This is a genomic window from Pseudomonas anguilliseptica, from assembly GCF_900105355.1.
In the GTDB taxonomy this organism is placed as follows: Bacteria; Pseudomonadota; Gammaproteobacteria; order Pseudomonadales; family Pseudomonadaceae; genus Aquipseudomonas; species Aquipseudomonas anguilliseptica.
On the sequence record NZ_FNSC01000001.1, the window covers coordinates 4,285,616 to 4,301,882 of the forward strand.

General features: G+C 60.7%; 18 protein-coding genes. 6 read left to right on the forward strand and 12 right to left on the reverse strand.

Annotated elements, in window-relative coordinates; translation table 11 throughout:
* Window positions 1–76: 76 nt before the first annotated feature.
* Both BLW24_RS20995 and ggpS read left to right on the forward strand, forming a co-directional pair.
* Complete coding sequence (locus BLW24_RS20995; RefSeq protein WP_090386620.1) at window positions 77–1,354, forward strand: MFS transporter; 1,278 nt, start codon at window positions 77–79, stop codon at window positions 1,352–1,354.
* Window positions 1,355–1,450: 96 nt separating this feature from the next.
* On the forward strand, window positions 1,451–3,718 hold the full coding sequence (gene ggpS / locus BLW24_RS21000) for a glucosylglycerol-phosphate synthase (protein WP_090386622.1): 2,268 nt from the start codon (window positions 1,451–1,453) through the stop codon (window positions 3,716–3,718).
* Between the two features lie 52 nt (window positions 3,719–3,770).
* On the opposite strand, the gene BLW24_RS21005 is transcribed toward ggpS, so the two are convergent.
* From BLW24_RS21005 to BLW24_RS21055, 11 genes are all read right to left on the reverse strand, one after another.
* Window positions 3,771–4,190 carry a VOC family protein gene (locus BLW24_RS21005; RefSeq protein WP_090386624.1) on the reverse strand — a complete coding sequence of 140 codons (420 nt, stop codon included), beginning with the start codon at window positions 4,188–4,190 and terminating at the stop codon, window positions 3,771–3,773.
* 31 nt (window positions 4,191–4,221) lie between these two features.
* Window positions 4,222–4,641 (reverse strand): YciI family protein, encoded by a 420-nt coding sequence (locus BLW24_RS21010; RefSeq protein WP_090386626.1) that lies wholly within the window; start codon window positions 4,639–4,641, stop codon window positions 4,222–4,224.
* A gap of 306 nt (window positions 4,642–4,947) precedes the next feature.
* On the reverse strand, window positions 4,948–5,361 hold the full coding sequence (gene arfB, locus BLW24_RS21015) for an alternative ribosome rescue aminoacyl-tRNA hydrolase ArfB (protein WP_090386628.1): 414 nt from the start codon (window positions 5,359–5,361) through the stop codon (window positions 4,948–4,950).
* A gap of 192 nt (window positions 5,362–5,553) precedes the next feature.
* Window positions 5,554–6,348 (reverse strand): DNA adenine methylase, encoded by a 795-nt coding sequence (locus tag BLW24_RS21020; protein WP_090386630.1) that lies wholly within the window; start codon window positions 6,346–6,348, stop codon window positions 5,554–5,556.
* A complete protein-coding gene (locus tag BLW24_RS21025) occupies window positions 6,318–6,512 on the reverse strand; it encodes a Com family DNA-binding transcriptional regulator (protein WP_090386632.1) in 195 nt (64 codons plus the stop codon). Before BLW24_RS21025 ends, BLW24_RS21020 begins: the two co-directional genes overlap by 31 nt.
* Before the next feature lie 134 nt (window positions 6,513–6,646).
* Window positions 6,647–7,105, reverse strand: coding sequence for a YiiX/YebB-like N1pC/P60 family cysteine hydrolase (locus BLW24_RS21030; RefSeq protein ID WP_090386634.1), 459 nt, complete (start codon window positions 7,103–7,105; stop codon window positions 6,647–6,649).
* A gap of 2 nt (window positions 7,106–7,107) precedes the next feature.
* Window positions 7,108–7,851 (reverse strand): hypothetical protein, encoded by a 744-nt coding sequence (locus tag BLW24_RS21035; protein WP_090386636.1) that lies wholly within the window; start codon window positions 7,849–7,851, stop codon window positions 7,108–7,110.
* Between the two features lie 10 nt (window positions 7,852–7,861).
* Complete coding sequence (locus tag BLW24_RS26700; RefSeq protein ID WP_244161226.1) at window positions 7,862–9,628, reverse strand: phage tail protein; 1,767 nt, start codon at window positions 9,626–9,628, stop codon at window positions 7,862–7,864.
* The gene (locus tag BLW24_RS21045; protein ID WP_090387820.1) at window positions 9,628–10,263 is read right to left on the reverse strand and encodes a phage tail protein I; all 636 of its coding nucleotides are present in this window, start codon (window positions 10,261–10,263) and stop codon (window positions 9,628–9,630) included. The genes BLW24_RS26700 and BLW24_RS21045 overlap by 1 nt, the downstream gene beginning before the upstream one ends.
* Window positions 10,256–11,380 carry a baseplate assembly protein gene (locus BLW24_RS21050; protein WP_090386639.1) on the reverse strand — a complete coding sequence of 375 codons (1,125 nt, stop codon included), beginning with the start codon at window positions 11,378–11,380 and terminating at the stop codon, window positions 10,256–10,258. The genes BLW24_RS21045 and BLW24_RS21050 overlap by 8 nt, the downstream gene beginning before the upstream one ends.
* On the reverse strand, window positions 11,358–11,741 hold the full coding sequence (locus BLW24_RS21055; RefSeq protein ID WP_090386641.1) for a GPW/gp25 family protein: 384 nt from the start codon (window positions 11,739–11,741) through the stop codon (window positions 11,358–11,360). The genes BLW24_RS21050 and BLW24_RS21055 overlap by 23 nt, the downstream gene beginning before the upstream one ends.
* Window positions 11,742–11,995: 254 nt before the next feature.
* Between BLW24_RS21055 and BLW24_RS21060 the strand changes: the two genes are divergently transcribed.
* Window positions 11,996–12,433: a DUF4145 domain-containing protein gene (locus BLW24_RS21060; RefSeq protein WP_167360424.1), complete on the forward strand. Its 438-nt coding sequence runs from the start codon at window positions 11,996–11,998 to the stop codon at window positions 12,431–12,433.
* A gap of 130 nt (window positions 12,434–12,563) precedes the next feature.
* Here BLW24_RS21060 and BLW24_RS21065 read toward each other — a convergent pair whose 3' ends face one another.
* A complete protein-coding gene (locus tag BLW24_RS21065; RefSeq protein WP_090375222.1) occupies window positions 12,564–13,544 on the reverse strand; it encodes an IS5 family transposase in 981 nt (326 codons plus the stop codon).
* An 11-nt stretch (window positions 13,545–13,555) separates the two neighbouring features.
* Here BLW24_RS21065 and sph point away from each other — a divergent pair, with 11 nt between their 5' ends.
* The 3 genes from sph (at window position 13,556) to BLW24_RS21080 (ending at window position 16,174) form a co-directional block, all read left to right on the forward strand.
* Window positions 13,556–14,800 carry a sphingomyelin phosphodiesterase gene (sph, locus tag BLW24_RS21070; protein ID WP_090386646.1) on the forward strand — a complete coding sequence of 415 codons (1,245 nt, stop codon included), beginning with the start codon at window positions 13,556–13,558 and terminating at the stop codon, window positions 14,798–14,800.
* Window positions 14,801–15,158: 358 nt separating this feature from the next.
* Window positions 15,159–15,869: an AzlC family ABC transporter permease gene (locus BLW24_RS21075; RefSeq protein ID WP_090386647.1), complete on the forward strand. Its 711-nt coding sequence runs from the start codon at window positions 15,159–15,161 to the stop codon at window positions 15,867–15,869.
* Window positions 15,866–16,174 (forward strand): AzlD family protein, encoded by a 309-nt coding sequence (locus BLW24_RS21080; RefSeq protein WP_090386649.1) that lies wholly within the window; start codon window positions 15,866–15,868, stop codon window positions 16,172–16,174. The genes BLW24_RS21075 and BLW24_RS21080 overlap by 4 nt, the downstream gene beginning before the upstream one ends.
* Window positions 16,175–16,267 lie beyond the last annotated feature (93 nt).

The following is a 16,267-nucleotide window of genomic DNA, read 5'->3' on the forward strand; positions in this document are numbered from 1 at the left end:
TTAATTCGTTACCCGACTAAGCACTGGCACCCTTCATGCTTGCACTCAGCGACATAGTTCCCTAGGGTAGATCGCCATGTGGTTCCTGATTGCCCCTATCAGCTCGCTGCTCGGTGGGGTTGCGTTACTCCTCCTCGGCAATGGTCTGCTCAACACTCTACTGACCCTGCGTGGCGTCGCCGAAGGCTACTCCACCTCGATGCTCGGCCTGATCATGTCCGGGTACTTTGTCGGTTTTCTCCTTGGCACCTGGCTGGCGATTCCGCTGGTCCGCCGCGTTGGGCATATTCGTGCGTTTGCCTTTTGCGCCGCCATCACCGCCCTGCTGCATGTACTGATCGTCGACCCTTGGGTCTGGTTGGGCCTGCGCGTGCTCTACGGCCTGGCGTTGGTTAGCCTGTATATGGTGATCGAGAGCTGGCTTAACGCCCAGGTACCCAACGACAAGCGCGGCCAGGTGTTTGCCGTGTATATGGCGGTCAACCTCGGTGCGCTGGCCGCCGCGCAGCAACTGCTCAACCTGTCCTCGCCAAGTGACTTCGTATTGTTCGTACTGGCCGCCATGCTGATCAGCGCGGCGTTGATGCCCATCACCCTGACTCGCCAACTTCAGCCCAGTGTGCCGGATACCCTGCACACCAACCTGCGGCAGATTGTCGGTATCGCCCCCTTGGCGCTGGCCGCCGCGGGCTTATCCGGCCTGGCCCTCGGCGCGTTCTGGGGTATGGCGCCGGTATACGCCAGCCTGAAAGGCTTCGATGCCACCGGCGTGGGTTTGCTGATGAGCAGCACGATTCTCGGCGGCGCATTGCTGCAATGGCCGATTGGTATCTATTCGGATAAACACGACCGCCGCCTGGTGCTGTTCTGGGTCGTCGCGTTGGCCGTCGTGGTTGCCGTGCTGATGAGCCTGTTGCCGGCCGGTCGCCTGCTGCTTGGGTTGATATTTATCTGGGGCGGTTTGGCCTTTGCCATCTACCCGATTGCCGTGGCGCAGCTGATTGACCAACTGCACAGCGATGAAGTCCTCGCCGGTTCCAGCAGCCTGCTGATGGTCAATGGCATCGGCTCGGTGTGCGGCCCGCTGCTCGCCGGTCTGCTGATGCAACACCTTGGCGCCCAGGCGCTGCCTTTGTATTTCGCCGCCACCCTCGGCCTGCTCGCGGCCTACACGCTGTATCGCCTGCGCCATGTCAGTGACCTGGTCAGCGCACCCGCCGGGCACTTTATGCCCATGCTGCGCACAAGCCACACGGTGCTTGAGCTGATGCCCGATGCACCGCCCACAGACGACCCAGACTCCCCTGACTCACATGAGGACCCGCCCAACCCGGCGCCGCAGACGCCTGGGTAAACCAAGAGGCGAACGCCCCATGGCGCAATCGCCCATAGCTCGTCGGCCTTTGTCGGCGCGTCACTGCACCCACTTAACTGGACAGGAAGACAGCGCATGTTACTTGCCACCGATCTCGATGGAACCTTTCTCGGCGGCGATCCCAAGGATCGCCTGAGCCTCTATCAGACCATCGCCGCCCACCCGGAAATCCGCCTGGCCTACGTCACTGGCCGCAGCCTGGAATCAGTGCTGCCACTACTGGCAGACCCGACCCTGCCGCAACCGGATTTCATCATCTCCGACGTCGGTGCCAGCCTGGTACATGGCGACACCTTGCAGCCGATCCAGCCCCTGCAAAGCGCGGTGGACGCCCTCTGGCCCGGCGACAGCCAGGTTGCCAGCGCCCTCGAACGCTTTGCTCTGGAGCGCCAGGACGTACCGCAGGTGCGCCGCTGCTCGTACTTCTGCAGCCCGGAACAGGCGGCCAACCCGGAGCTCCTGGAAGTCGCAGAGAGTCTGGGCTGCGATCTGCTCTATTCGGCCGAGCGCTACTTGGACTTTCTACCCAAGGGCGTCAACAAGGGCAGCAGCCTGCAGGCGTTGATCGACTGGCTGGAACTGGACAACGACCAGGTGCTGACCGCTGGCGACACGCTCAACGACCTGTCCATGCTCAGCGGCCAGTTCAAGGGCGTATGCGTGGGCGAGTCCGAAGACGGCCTGCTGCAGGCCACCCGCCAATATTCGCGGGTATTGCATGCCGAACGCGCCGGGTGCGGTGGGATTCTTGAAGCCTTTGTGCATTTTGGCTTTCTCGGCAAACAGGGCATCGCCGCCGAAGGCAAGCAAGTCGCCGACCCGGGCAAGGCCGATCTGGTGATGGTCTACCACCGCCTGCCCTATGAAGAATTCCGTGGCGCAGATGGCAAGCTGCAACGTCGCCGCCCGACTTCACCCAACGGCATTATCCCCACCCTATTGAGTTTCTTCGGCGACGGTCGCGCCGGCTCCTGGGTCGCCTGGGCCGAGCATGACGCAAACAGCGGCGAAACCTTCGACAGCCACACCACGGTGGATGCCGAACGCTACCCAAAGCTGACCGCCGCACGCGTGGCGCTGAGCAAGGAAGAGGTCGACATCTTCTACAAGCGCTTCTCCAAGGAAGCCTTCTGGCCGACCCTGCACACCTTCTGGGAGCGCGCGCAGTTCCGTGAGGACGACTGGCAGGTGTTCCTCAAGGTCAACCGTGCCTTTGCCGAACGCACCGCCCTGGAAGCGGCTGAAGGTGCCACGGTCTGGCTGCATGACTACAACCTGTGGATGGTGCCCGGCTACCTGCGCGAACTGCGCCCGGACCTGCGCATCGCCTTCTTTCACCACACCTACTTCCCCTCGGCGGATGTGTTCAACGTATTGCCCTGGCGCCGGCAGATCATCGGCAGCCTGCTGCAGTGCGACTACATCGGCTTTCATATCCCGCGCCAGGTGGAAAACTTCGTCGATGCCGCGCGCGGCGTGATGCCGCTGCAAACAGTCAGCAGGCAGAACTGCGCGCCACGCTTTATCACCTATGGCTGCGCCGTAGGCCTTGAGCGCATGACCACCGCCGTGGATACCGGCAACCGCGTGGTCAAACTCGGCGCCCACCCGGTGGGCCTGGATATCGAGCGGGTACGCAGCGCCCTGACCGCACCGAAGATCAGGGAGATGATGGAACGTCTGCGCAGCGAACTTGCCGGGGTCAAACTGATTCTCTCGGTGGAACGCCTCGACTACACCAAGGGCATTCTGGAAAAGCTCAACGCCTATGAGCGCCTGCTGGAAGAAAACCCCGAGCTGCTAGGCAAGGTCACCCTGGTCACCGTCTGCGTGCCGGCGGCCAAGGAAATGACCATCTATGACGAACTGCAAGGGCAGATCGAGCAGGCCGTGGGCCGCATAAACGGCCGCTTTGCGCGCATCGGCTGGACGCCGCTGCAGTTTTTCTTCCGCAGTCTGCCGTTCGAGGAAGTCAGCGCCTGGTACGCCATGGCCGACGTGATGTGGATTACCCCACTGCGCGACGGCCTCAACCTGGTGGCCAAGGAGTTTGTCGCGGCTCAAGGCCTGCTGGATGGCAGTGGCGTGCTGGTGCTTTCGGAGTTTGCCGGCGCTGCCGCCGAGCTCAAAGGCGCGCTACTGACCAACCCGCATGACCCGGTGGATATGACGCAAACCTGCTATGTGGCGCTGAATATGCCCAAAGCGGAGGCCCAGGCACGCCTGCGTGAGCTGTTCGATATTGTCAACTACAACGACATCCGCCGCTGGGGTGATGAATTTCTCACCGCCGTCAGCGACCCGCAGGATCAACTGGACCGCGCCCTCGGGCTGGTCGGCTAGGCGGCAACGGCGCAGCTGCATAGGCCAGCTGCGCCGAGCCAAGCCTGCACATCTAACCCATCTGCGCGTCAATATCGCAGTTGATCATCCAGCTCACGCCGAAACGGTCGGTAAACATGGCAAAGCGCGTGGCCCAGAAAGTCTGCTGCAACTCCATCTGCACCGAACCGCCCGCCGACAGCGCTTTGTACAGGCGCTCGGCCTCCGGCACGTTGTCCACCTGCAGGGATATCGAGCAGCCCTTGATGCCCTCATACGGCATACCCGGGAAGGTGTCGGACGCCATCAGCAGCTGGTCGCCCATGGTCAGGCAAACATGCATTACGCGGTCGTGAAACTGCTCCGGTACATTGCCAGCTTCCGGGCTTTCGCCAAAACGCATCAGCTCCAGACTGCCACCCAGGCACTCGGCGTAGTAATTAAAGGCCGCTTCGCACTGACCATCGAATATCAAATAGGCATGGATCTTCATTTGCACTCTCCTTAGTACGGTTTTCTGGGGTTTACGATTCAAGCCGCGTGCGCAGAAGTTCTTCCTGCTCGCGCAACTCGGGGGTGAATTCATCGCCAAAATCCTCGGCTTCGAAAATCTGCCGGATCTCGATTTCGCTGTCGCCGGGCATCGGATTGGGGCAACGCTTGACCCACTCGATACACTCCGCCAGAGACGCCACCTGGAAAATCCAGAAGCCGGCGATCAGCTCCTTGGTTTCTATAAAAGGCCCATCCGTAACGCTGCGCTGGCTGCCGGAGAACTTCACCCGTGCGCCTTTGCTGCTGGGCTGCAGACCTTCGCCTGCGAGCATCACGCCCGCTTCAATCAGTTCTTCGTTGTAACGCCCCATCGCCGTCAGCAGCTCCTCGCTGGGCATAAAGCCGGCTTCGGAATCTGCAGTAGCCTTGACTATCACCATAAAACGCATGCCGCTGTCCTCGCGTAATTGATTGATCAGCCTGCCGCCAGGTGGTTGTCCGGGTATGTAATGGCAGACCGCAAACCCAAAGCTGGGTTCTATAAAGTAGTCGAACGACGAAATGACAAATCGACAGGCGAGGAGAAAATATTTAGCGCTACGCTTCGAGTAACACAAAGCAGATTGGCAATACTCGATGGCAAGCACCGCTATTCAGCCGTTTATGGAAACGGGCCGTTAACGGCGCCACTGCCCACAAACAGTGCGGCAAGCAACAACATCACACTAGTCACCGGTCGCTGACTCACAAGAGGCCTAGAAGTCGACCCTGCCGCGCCCTGCCTTGATCGTGCCGCGGATACTCTTGCCTTCCAGGCGGCGCTTTTTCGAACCTAGGGTTGGCTTGGTCGGGCGGCGGGCTTTCTCGGTTTTAGCGGCGCTGCGAATCAGCTCGGCCAAACGCTCCAGCGCGTCGGCACGGTTCTGCTCCTGGGTGCGGTACTGCTGGGCTTTGATAATTACTACGCCTTCAGCGGTGATACGGCTGTCGCGCAATGCCAGCAGCCGCTCCTTATAAAACGGCGGCAAGCTGGACGCCTGGATATCGAAGCGCAGATGTATCGCGCTGGAGACTTTATTGACGTTCTGCCCGCCCGCGCCCTGAGCACGGATAGCGGTTAGTTCGACTTCATCGTCAGGCAGATGAACGCTGTTGGATATAGCCAGCATGGATGGGCTTCAGTGCGGCAAAGGGGGGTTCAGGATAACGCTAACGTAGGACCGTTGCCTGATCGCATTACCAGTCGTCCTAAGAATTTTTAACAGAGCTAGCCGTTGCGCCGTGAAGCCGCGCGCGAAAAATTGAGGGGCTGAGGTGAGATAAATCACTTCGGCCCCTTTTGCATAGTGTGCAAAGAAATATCAGAAAAGCCCAGCCGGTTCGGCCAGGATGTCCCAGCTGAAGATCAGCACCTCCTTCGCATCACTCCCCTTGCCACCACCCACCGTGTACTTGATGTCGGTTGTCTCGATGTGGAAGTCGGCGAAGCATTCGCGGATGGCTGGGTGGTCGTTGAGGCTGATGATCGCCTTGCCCTTGATCACCTTCAGCAGCCTGGCCATCTCCAGGTACTGCTCGAACTCGAACGGCACGCCATAGCCTTCGGTCTCCCAGTACGGCGGATCGCAGTAGAACAGCGTGTGCTCGCGGTCGTACTTCTTCATTACCTCCTGCCAGCTCAGGTGCTCGATGTAGGTGTTGCTGAGGCGCAGGTGGGCTGCTGACAGCGCCTCCTCGATCCGCAGCAGGTTAAGCCCAGGTGGCTGGGTGGTGGCCGTGCCGTAGCTCTGGCCATCGACGCGGCCACCGAAGGCAGACTGCTGCAGGTAATAAAAGCGGGCAGCGCGCTGGATGTCGGTGAGGGTTTCGACTCGGGTCATCTGCAGCCACTTGAACACCTGGCGGCTGCTGAGCGCCCACTTGAACTGCCTGACGAACTCTTCCAGGTGGTTCTGCACCACCCGGTAGAGGTTGATCAGGTCGCCGTTTACATCGTTGAGCACTTCGACCTCGGCCGGTACCGGCCGGAGGAAGAACAGCGCTGCGCCGCCCGCGAACGGTTCGACGTAGCAGCTGTGCTGAGGGAACAAGGGGAATATCCGGTCTGCAAGGCGGCGCTTGCCACCTATCCAGGGGATGATCGGTTGTGCGGACATGGTGCCTCCTGATGGCTGGTTGCGCTCGATGGCGATAACAGGAGGCTCTCGGCCTTCAGGTGATTGAGTGTCCGGCAACGCGGGCACTTGATCTGTATCTCGGTGAAGCCACTGGCAGTTGCCAGCTTGCGGCCACACTGGCCACATCGAATATCTTTCATCATCTGCAAACCTTTTGCGCTTCTGGTAGGCTCCCCGCCGCTCACGCGTGAGCAGGGGGCCTTGGCTGGCTTGCAGGCCTGATCTGCAGGTTGGCGGTCAGCTTGGGTGTTCCCGCACCCAGGCTGACAGCCCTCTCTTATCCTTCTATTGGGCAGAGCCCTCGCTCGGGTGACAGCATCCAAATGTGCTGAGGGGTGATGCGGCGCAGCGCCTCCGGGCGGAACCACGGCTGGCCGGCCTGATCGGCCGCCCAGGCCACCAACTCCGAACAGAACCACGCATCGTCTTCCTGCCAGTCACGGCGCAGGCCGAGGGCGGCGATGGCTGTCCAGTCGTAGGGCTTGCCGAGCTGGCTGCGTGCGGCGTCGATGATGGCCTGCGGGTTACGGGCTGGCAGGTCGACCAGGCTGTATGCCGAGGCACGCTCAATGGCGTAGGCCTTGGACACCTGGCGCACACCCTCCAGCGCAACGGCCTCGATCACATGGTGCCCGGCAACCAGGGCAACATGGCTCCAGCGCGACCAGGTGGCGGCGCGGATCAGCCCGCTGAACGGGTAGTGAGTGGTACTGAACAGCAGCTGGATGCTTCCCATGGCTAAACCCCTGCGTTGTTGCCGATGCCGGCGACGGCGGCTTGGATGCTGGCGATGGTTTCATCCGCGATGTCCTGCGCCTGCTCGACGTTGCCAGCGGTCATGGCATTGCGGATCAGTTCCTTGGCATTCAGGCGCACGGTACGCAGTAGCACCAGGGCAGCGTTGTACTGGGCGGCCTCACCCAGGATGTTGTCAGCCGCCTGCTGGGCGGTGCGCCCGTTAATGGCCCAGGCCGCGACCATGGGCGGCACGTCACCCTGGTAGTTGGCAGCAGCGAATTCTTTGGCCTGCTCGGCTGCTTTGTCATATTCCACGGCACGCAGAGGATCGCCTGCGACCTTAGCGCGGGCCACATCGGCTGCTGCGTCTACTGATTGGCAGAGCGCCACTGAAAGAGCCTGACGATTGCTCGCCTGCAAGGCCGCATCGAAGGCCCATGCGCTACCTGTCCAGCGGTGATCGGCTGAGGGGCGTGGCGCAGCGGTCAGGCCTTCCGGCAGGTCACCCAGCGCGCTGTACTGCTCGGCCGCACCTGTGCTGGTGCGATAAACCGTGCCACGCAGGTCGGCCAGTTGCTGCGGTTGATCACCAACCAGTGCCCAGGCTTTACCAGTGGCTGGCTTGGCCAGTTTGGCAGCCAGCTGAATGGCGTTGCTCGGCAACTGGATGCCAAGGCCAGGGATAACGGGAAGCTCGACCGGTCCATTGAGGACGCCCGCGTTGTCTGCGATATAGATGTGCATGGTGGGTTCCTCAGATCAGTTTGATGCGGCCTGGGTAGGCAATGTTGCGTGGACGTGTGACGCCGTGGGCAAACCCCGTGGTTGCCGCTGTGCCAGATATCCAGACAACTGCATGCCCCGGATACTTGCTCAGACCATTCGGCTCGTAGTCCAGGCCAGTTCGCGCCGCCACAAGCGGCCCATCACCACCAGGAACTGCCTGGCTGGTGAAGTTGGCGACATAAGGCGATTCAATCCCCGTAGCGTCGACCGGCAGAACCGACCCTAACTGGCTAGAACCTGCGATGCGGTTGGGATCAACACCACGACCGACATCAACAATTCGAAGAAACTCACCACGCCCCTCGGGGCCACGGAAAGTCGTAGCTCCATCACCGCTAGTCCAGCCACCCTCCATGCCCACACGGGCCGCTTCTGTGGTGAGCATTCCGGACTGCTGGCCGTGATCCCACAGCCATGGCCAGTCCGCACGATTGAACAGACTGCTCGCGAATACCCCCCAGCCGCCTGGGGAGACCATGGTGGTGGTTTCAAACACCGGACGGCCGAGTGCATCGCTGTCATGCCGGCCGACTGGCCACCAATTGCCTGCCCCATCGCTGCGCAGGTGCCACCAGTCGCCCGCGCCCATCAGGTAGAGGAAGGCGTAACCCGCCGCGTTTAGGTGGGTATGGAACTTGATCTTGTTTGCGCCGCTGGCCTGCACCTTGAGGCGGTTGCCGCTGTTGTCTACGCGGCGCAGCAGGATATCCATGACGCCCAGGCCGGCATCGGCCAATGGCAAGGTGATGGTGCGATTACCTGCAGCCGCGTCGATCAGCACCAACCCACGGTTGGCAGCGGTCAGTGTGGTGTCCGCAGCGATGCTGGACACGGCAGCGCGAGTGGCACCGACCACCTGGCCACGCGCATTGACCGTGACTTGGTCATAGGTACCGCCTGCCACGCCCGTGCGGCCTGCGGCCATCTCGAACTGCAGGGCCGTAACGCCCAAGGTGATAGGGCCATCGGTGACCAGTTGCCAGAGGCTGTCGGCATGCACAGTGCCTTGCTCGACCGGAATCAGCAGCCCCGGCGTCACCTCAAGATTTGCATCCGCATCGGTCGCCCGCGCCCATGCGCCTGCTGCCGCGATATAGATGCCGTTGTCTTTAGCGTCGGGCTGATGCCTGGGCAGGATGCGTGCGCCGGCAGGCAGTGCAGTGGGCCAATCACCACCGGCTTGCACGCCCAGGCCGCTGAGCGCGATTGCAGCGGTAGTGGTGTACAGCACGCTGTTCTTGGCATCGCGCTTGGCCAGCTCGGCCTGTACGTGCTCCAGAACGAACGCACGGGAAGCCATCACAATCGAGTTGTCGATCAGCAGGGTGACGCTGGTGGCGTTGCTGGTCTGGAAGATGGCGCGCACATAGAACTGCTTGCCAGAGCCTTGGGCCAACACGGGCTTGACGCTCTCTGGGTACCTGCCGATGGCATAGAGAATGTTGGTGTCGGTGTAGATGCCGACCTCGCGGATCGTCCAGCCGCCCACATCATCGGCAATCATGGCTTCGGCCAGCAGCCAGCTGGGGTTGGCTTCATCCTGGATCAGCGAGTTAATCGGCTGGCGGTGCGTCTCACGGCGCAGCGCCGTAGCCTCTGGGCCAGGTCGATAAGTCGCCCCGTTGCCATCACCTACCGCAAAGTGGGTCAGTTTGATCGGCACCTGGTTGGCTTTACACGCCGCCTCGTAAGCCAGACCGGCGTTGGTGAGGACGCAGTAGTATTCCTGTTCCATCATGCCTCCAATGGATAAATGGTGGTGATCTCAATGGTCGCCAGGCCGGCACCGATAAACACGGGGCTGGCCTGCTCGACGCCATCGAGCTGTAGTGGGTAGATGGTGGTGAACTCCCCGCCTATGAGGGCGGCAGCAATCACCGGTACCTGGGAGCGGTTGGTCAGCGCGACGGTGAGTGCGTCCAGCCTGGAGCGCTTGTTCTTGTACTCACGGATCAGGTCGACCAGGGCGTCGTAGGTGGCCTCATCAATGCCTCGGTCGGTCAGCTCGATGTCGACGCGGAAGCGATACGGCGAGCCGCCGTACTCGTACCACTCCGACACCCTGCCGATGAGGTTGAGCGTGACCAGCACCTGTTCGATGGCCCAGGGCGTGCCCTTGTAGCGGTGCAGCTCGATGGCACGCTTGATCAGCTCGCGCTGCTCTTGGTCGTCACGGGCATAGCGCCAGCCCTCCAGGCCCATGACGTGGAACTGGTCAGCCAGGTGCGGGAGTACTTGTGGCGGCACCACGTCGACCAGGTAAACCAACATGGGCGAAAGATCGAGGTTGTCGAACTCCTCCTGGAGCAGCTCGCACAGGACGGCGAAGCGCTCATCACCGGCCAATGCCGGTGGCAGTTGGTCAGCCACGGGCGACACCGATCACGTTCAGCTCGATGGCGGTGCAGTTGGCCCATTCGTGGCTGGCCACGTCGCGGAAGGCAGGCTCGGTCAGCTGCAGGCGGTACACCCCGGCAACCTGCACCTCGCGGATGATCTGCTCGGGCACGATGTCTCGGCCCAGGCCGGCGCGGCGCTCTGCTGCATAGGCGGTTGCAGCCTTCAAGGCCAGGGCGTGCACGCTGTCTGCATCGGTATTCTGGTACAGGGTCAGGTTGCCCCGGATGGCATAACCCACCTCGGGCGAGAGCTTGGTCAGCACCTTGTCCGTCAGGGGGCGTTTCTTGCGAGCGCTGACATTGGCTTGCACCAGCGACAACAGCTCGGGGCTGGGCAGGCCCGTCTTGGTCAGCGGGTAGATCCACACCTCGCCATCCGGCACGGTTGGGTCATCCTCGCCACCGCGCACGGCCACTTCGATGATTGACTGGCTCGCCGCGCGGGCGTGGTAGATGTACGCGCCTTCCGGCCCGGCCGTGCTGAATGACTCTGGTGCGAGGATGATGCGCTCAATGTAGGGCTCATCCTCTTCATCGTCGATGCCGTCTGCCGGCACGGACTCATTGCTGGTGGTCATGCCGACTGCAGGCGGTTGCCCCAGCACTGCAATCTGGCCGATGGCCCAGCCGTTGCCGCTGGTACCAGGCGTTTCGCAGACCACTGTAGTGCGCACCTCGGTCGCGCCGGCTGCCAGGGTCACGGCCTCCTCGGTGACAAAGGCAATGCGCCCATCCTGACTGGTGACCCGCGTGCCGGCACTGATCAGCACCGCCTGCAACGCAGGGGCTGGCAGTCGGAATACCTGGGCGCAGCGCGCCGGCTGGGCGAGCAAGCGCGGCGTGTCCACCAGTTCGCCCAGGTAGTCGAGGATCGGCCCACCGGAGAAACGCACCAACAGGCGCTCACCGGCTTGCTGGATGGCCATCAGGGCGAGCGTCTTGGCGTAGGCCACCTGGTCGATGAACAGCCGCTCGACCTGAGCCGGGTACAGCGTCTTGCCGGTTTTCTGCTCATAGCGGGCAACCAGGGCCGCTTCGATAGCGGCCGGGTCGATCTTGACGAACTCAGGCGGCGGCAGCGCGCGCATAGGGCACCTCGGTTTGCTGGAGAACCCCATCAGCCACCTTCCACTGCACACGCAGGGTGATGCGCTCGTCCTCGATCTCGACCAGTACCTGAACCACCGTGACACGCGGCTCCCAACGGCGAATAGCGTCCACTGCCTCACGCACCAGGTGCGGCACAACGCGGTTGGTGGGCCAGTCGATATAGAGGTTGATGTCGCTGCCGAACTCGGGGCGGTGCGGGTCGCTGCCACGCGGCGTGGTCAGGATGATGCGGATGGCCTGGTCGATATCGCGCAGGCCCTCGACCACTTCACCGGGCGTGCCGAGAGCCGGCTGCCAGTGGGCGGAGGTGATGCTGGTATAGGGGATGGTTGTGGTCATGCGCCCATAGTGAGGACGCCAGATCGAGTGGGATTTTAATCGGGTTTAAAGATAGGCTTGGACTCTACTGCATTGGGGAAAATAGGGGATTAGCTTTGATCAGCCCACAACTCGACCTAGAAACTTTTAACTGTCCGAACTGCGGAGCGCTATCTCACGCGAAATGGATGAATTTGCTCATGGTTCAATACAACCAGACTCAGCATGTGCCCCAGCCTGTCAGGGTCGCGGTAACAACATGTTGTCCAGCTCGGATGAGTCTTTGGCTAGTAGAAGAAGATGATTATCGTCAGCCAAATGGGCGGATGATTTATCCAACTTGCGCAACAGCTCCGCTTCCGCATCCAGATATGCCCGAAGACATAGCTCGCGACTTTGAGGAAGCAAGACAGGTCTTAAATCACTCGCCCCGAGCTGCTGCTGCCTTGTTGCGGCTGTGCGTACAAAAAATATGTAACCACCTGGTTGGCAAGCCAGGCGGTATTGATGAACAGATCGGTCAACTAGTTGCCAATGGACTACCACGGCGCGTTCAGCAGGCTCTGGACTCAGTTAGAGTGATTGGCAATGAGTCAGTGCATCCTGGAAGCATGGATCTCAACGACACCCCTGAAGTTGGGCAGGTGCTGTTCAGGTTGGTAAACCTGATAATTCAAGACTGTATTACCGCCCCTAAGGATCCTCTGAAGTAGCCATGCGTTTCAGGCCGACTTCAGCCTCCGCTGATTTTGAAAGCGGAAAATCGATCAAAAACGATCATATCATCCGCTTATTTTTGTGTTTTTAGCCGCCGCGAGCACCTCGCGGCGGCTATTGCCCATATTACGGGCGCACCTCTCCTGCAGTTGCCAGTAAATGTCTGCGTGCCATCCACAGGTTCGACAGCGCAAACAGCGTGACCAACTGCGCCGTGTTCTTGGCCAGGCCGCGGAAGCGCGTCTTCACATAGCCGAACTGCCGCTTGATCACCCGAAACGGGTGCTCGACCTTGGCGCGCACCTGGGCTTTGGCCTTCTCGATCTTGCGCTTGGCTTTGTATAGCGCGCTGCGCTTATCGAGTTTCTTGTAGGTGCTGCGGCGTGCCGCCACCTGCCAGATAACCTTCCGACCCTCATGCTCCGGACGCTTTTCCACACCGGTGTAACCTGCGTCGGTACAAACCACGTTCTCGTCGCCATGCAGCAGCTTATCCACCTGGGTGACGTCCGCCACGTTGGCCGCCGTGCCCACCACGCTGTGCACCAGTCCAGACTTGTCATCCACACCGATGTGGGCCTTCATGCCGAAGTAGTACTGGTTGCCCTTCTTGGTCTGGTGCATCTCCGGGTCGCGTTTACCGTCTTTGTTTTTGGTCGAGCTGGGCGCATTGATCAACGTCGCATCGACGATGGTGCCCTGGCGCAGGGACAGGCCGCGATCCCCCAGGTAGCCGTTGATCACAGCCAAGATGCCAGCCGCCAGTTCGTTTTTTTCCAGTACGCGACGGAAGTTGAGGATGGTGGTTTCGTCAGGGATACGCTCCAGGCTCAACCCGGCGAACTGCCGCAGAATGGTCGTTTCGTACAGCGCCTCTTCCATCGCAGGATCGCTGTAACCGAGCCAGTTTTGCATCAGATGAACACGCAGCATCGCCATCAACGGGTACGCCGGGCGACCGCCTTCACCCTTGGGGTAATGTGGATCGATCAGGGCAATCAAGCCCTTCCACGGCACCACCCGATCCATCTCGATCAGGAACAACTCTTTGCGGGTCTGCTTGCGCTTGCCGGCGTACTCGGCATCGGCGAAGGTCATCTGCTTCATCGGAAAACTCGGTGGGTGGCGTCCGGGCATTTTGCCAAAATCAGGAAGACTTATTCAGAGTTTCCCTAGGCGCCTACTCGGACACCACACCGGAAGACGGCGGCGTAGCCATCGTCAGCCGCTGGCCCATCGAACAACGCGTGCAATATGTCTACAGCCAGGGTTGCGGGGCGGATTACCTGTCCAACAAGGGCTTCGTCTACGTCAAACTCAATCGCAATGGCCAGGCCGTGCATATCATCGGCACCCATGCACAGGCGGCAGATACCGGCTGCCCGGATGACAAAGGCACAGCGGTACGTGCCAGCCAGTTTGATGAGCTGCAGAACTTCATCAGCGCGCGAGGCATTAGCCTCGATCAGCTGGTGTTTATTGGCGGCGACTTCAACGTCATCAAGGACAGTAGCGAGTACCACGACATGCTCGCGCGTCTGCAGGTCAACGCCCCTGACAGCTATGCCGGCAGCGACACTACCTTTGATACCCAGCGCAACGGCATCGCCAACTACCAATACTCCAACCATGCCCCGGAATACCTGGATTACATCTTCGTCTCGCGCAACCACCGGCAACTGCCGTTCTGGCATAACCAGGCCTTGGATACCCCAGCACCGCGCTGGACGGTCAACCTGGCGGGTGCGACCTGGCAATTTCAGGACTACTCCGATCACTCACCTGTAGCCGGCTTTACCCGCGCCGACAGCGCGACGCCAACCCGCGCCAGCAAACCGCAACAGAACCTCTATGGCGAGGTGGTCTTGCAAAGCACCACCACCGGCAAAACCCTGCGCGCCGGCAGCAGCAAGGCCAACGACTGGCTGAAGATCAGCGGTAACGGGCTGGAGCCGGAAAGCCTGTTCAGCCTGCGCAACTGGTACCACCCGAAGAGTTTCTGCATTCGCAGTGGCGACTACATTGAAGTCGAATCACGTCGCCACCCCGGCTATTGGCTCAACTGGTGGCTGGGCGGTGGCGGCGGTAACTACGCCTATTACATGAAGGCAGGCGACTCATCCAACCAGCTACGTATCGAACTGCCCAACAACAGCGGCTGCCTCAAGGATGGTGACAACATCCGCCTGCGCGACCGTGACACCGTGCGCGGCAGTGACTACTACCTGCAGAACTGGGCTTCCGGCAGCTGGAAAGAGCACCTATACCTGTGGAGCAGCTCACCCGCCAACGCCGAACAGTTCCGCGTGCACCTCAAACGCCCTGCGCACTACCCAGACTGGAGCAGCAAACTGCACTACTGATCAACACAAGGCGGCTGCAATGGCCGCCTTTTTCATGCACCCAGGCACAACCGGCTTAGTGGCCAATCACCCAACCGTCGCTTTTGCCAATCCACACTGTGCCGAGCACGGCATTCGGCTATGGTCCCAGCGGCTGCACAGTCTGCCACCCTCACACAAAGGGTTTAATAAACCGCTGAGCGCTTGCCGAATCACGGCTGTCACCTTGAGTGGCTTGCTCGCAGAGCGCAAGAAAGCCGCTGCTGAATTCTGTGTTTTCCTTCACAAGGCGCCTAGGTGCATAGTTCTGCCCTGCTGCCCACTCACCCGTGAGGAACGCAGTGCATAAACAGACTAGAAACGAAGTAGAGGCTGCAAGATGTCGGACAACACCAGGCAGTTGCATGAATTCAGCCGCCAGGATGTGTGGGCGGGTTTCAAGCAACTCGTCCCTCTTTCCATTTTCGTTATCGCCTTCGGTGCAGCTTTTGGCCTGGCGGCAGTACAGACTGGATTAAATAACCCCTCGACCGTGCTGATGAGCACCCTGGTTTTCGCCGGTGCCTCACAGTTCGCCGCGCTGGAGTTGTGGGGCGTGCACATCGCCCTCATTCCGCTGGCCCTCACCGTATTTGCCATCAATGCGCGTCACCTGCTGATGGGCGCATCGCTGTATCCCTGGCTGCGTCATTTATCCCCGGCAAAACGCTATGGCGTGATGCTGGTTGCCTCCGATGCCAACTGGGCCCTGGCCATACAGGCCTTCAATCGCGGTAAACCGGGCTTCGGTCTGCTGCTCGGTGGAGGCCTTGCGCTGTGGTCATTCTGGATCTTCGGCACCTGGCTGGGCATCTATTTCGGCGGTGCCATTCATGATCCCAAAAGCTTCGGCCTGGACATGGTGATGGGGTGCTTCCTGCTGGCGATGGCCGTGGGCGGCGAAAAGAACCTGCGCCTGTTGCTTATCTGGACAATCGCCGCCGGTTCCTCGCTGCTGGCCTACTGGTATCTACCGGACAATAGCCATGTGGTTGTCGGTGCACTGGCAGGCGGCGTCCTGGGTGCTCTGTGGATGGAGAAGAAGAAATGAGTATTGCAACAACGGGGTTTGGCACGCTGATCATCGTCCTGATCATGGCGGCCGTAACACTGGCGACCCGCTGGGGTGGCGTGTTCGTGATGTCGTATGTGCCAATCAGCTACAGGGTTCAGCAGTTCATCAGCGCGATGTCCGGTTCGGTGCTGGTGGCCATTCTGACCCCCATGGCAATTGATGGCGATATGAGCGCACGACTGGCCTTGCTGACTACCGCAATTGTCATGCTGCTGGTAAAGAAACCTCTGCCTGCAATCGCAGCCGGCATACTGGTTGCGGCTATCAGCAGGCAATTCTGAAGATCGAAGCCTGCTTGCCGCAGAACTCGGCCGATTACGGCTGCGTCCTAGGCCGATAACCCCCTTAGGGAAACTCTGAATAAGACTTCCTGA

Excerpts from the sequence above, each read along its gene's own strand:
- BLW24_RS20995 (WP_090386620.1), top strand. The coding sequence starts at position 77 with ATGTGGTTCCTGATTGCCCCTATCAGCTCGCTGCTCGGTGGGGTTGCG.
- ggpS (WP_090386622.1), top strand. The coding sequence starts at position 1,451 with ATGTTACTTGCCACCGATCTCGATGGAACCTTTCTCGGCGGCGATCCC.
- BLW24_RS21005 (WP_090386624.1), bottom strand. The coding sequence starts at position 4,190 with ATGAAGATCCATGCCTATTTGATATTCGATGGTCAGTGCGAAGCGGCC.
- BLW24_RS21010 (WP_090386626.1), bottom strand. The coding sequence starts at position 4,641 with ATGCGTTTTATGGTGATAGTCAAGGCTACTGCAGATTCCGAAGCCGGC.
- arfB (WP_090386628.1), bottom strand. The coding sequence starts at position 5,361 with ATGCTGGCTATATCCAACAGCGTTCATCTGCCTGACGATGAAGTCGAA.
- BLW24_RS21020 (WP_090386630.1), bottom strand. The coding sequence starts at position 6,348 with ATGTCCGCACAACCGATCATCCCCTGGATAGGTGGCAAGCGCCGCCTT.
- BLW24_RS21025 (WP_090386632.1), bottom strand. The coding sequence starts at position 6,512 with ATGATGAAAGATATTCGATGTGGCCAGTGTGGCCGCAAGCTGGCAACT.
- BLW24_RS21030 (WP_090386634.1), bottom strand. The coding sequence starts at position 7,105 with ATGGGAAGCATCCAGCTGCTGTTCAGTACCACTCACTACCCGTTCAGC.
- BLW24_RS21035 (WP_090386636.1), bottom strand. The coding sequence starts at position 7,851 with ATGCACATCTATATCGCAGACAACGCGGGCGTCCTCAATGGACCGGTC.
- BLW24_RS26700 (WP_244161226.1), bottom strand. The coding sequence starts at position 9,628 with ATGGAACAGGAATACTACTGCGTCCTCACCAACGCCGGTCTGGCTTAC.
- BLW24_RS21050 (WP_090386639.1), bottom strand. The coding sequence starts at position 11,380 with ATGCGCGCGCTGCCGCCGCCTGAGTTCGTCAAGATCGACCCGGCCGCT.
- BLW24_RS21055 (WP_090386641.1), bottom strand. The coding sequence starts at position 11,741 with ATGACCACAACCATCCCCTATACCAGCATCACCTCCGCCCACTGGCAG.
- BLW24_RS21060 (WP_167360424.1), top strand. The coding sequence starts at position 11,996 with ATGAGTCTTTGGCTAGTAGAAGAAGATGATTATCGTCAGCCAAATGGG.
- BLW24_RS21065 (WP_090375222.1), bottom strand. The coding sequence starts at position 13,544 with ATGAAGCAGATGACCTTCGCCGATGCCGAGTACGCCGGCAAGCGCAAG.
- BLW24_RS21075 (WP_090386647.1), top strand. The coding sequence starts at position 15,159 with ATGTCGGACAACACCAGGCAGTTGCATGAATTCAGCCGCCAGGATGTG.
- BLW24_RS21080 (WP_090386649.1), top strand. The coding sequence starts at position 15,866 with ATGAGTATTGCAACAACGGGGTTTGGCACGCTGATCATCGTCCTGATC.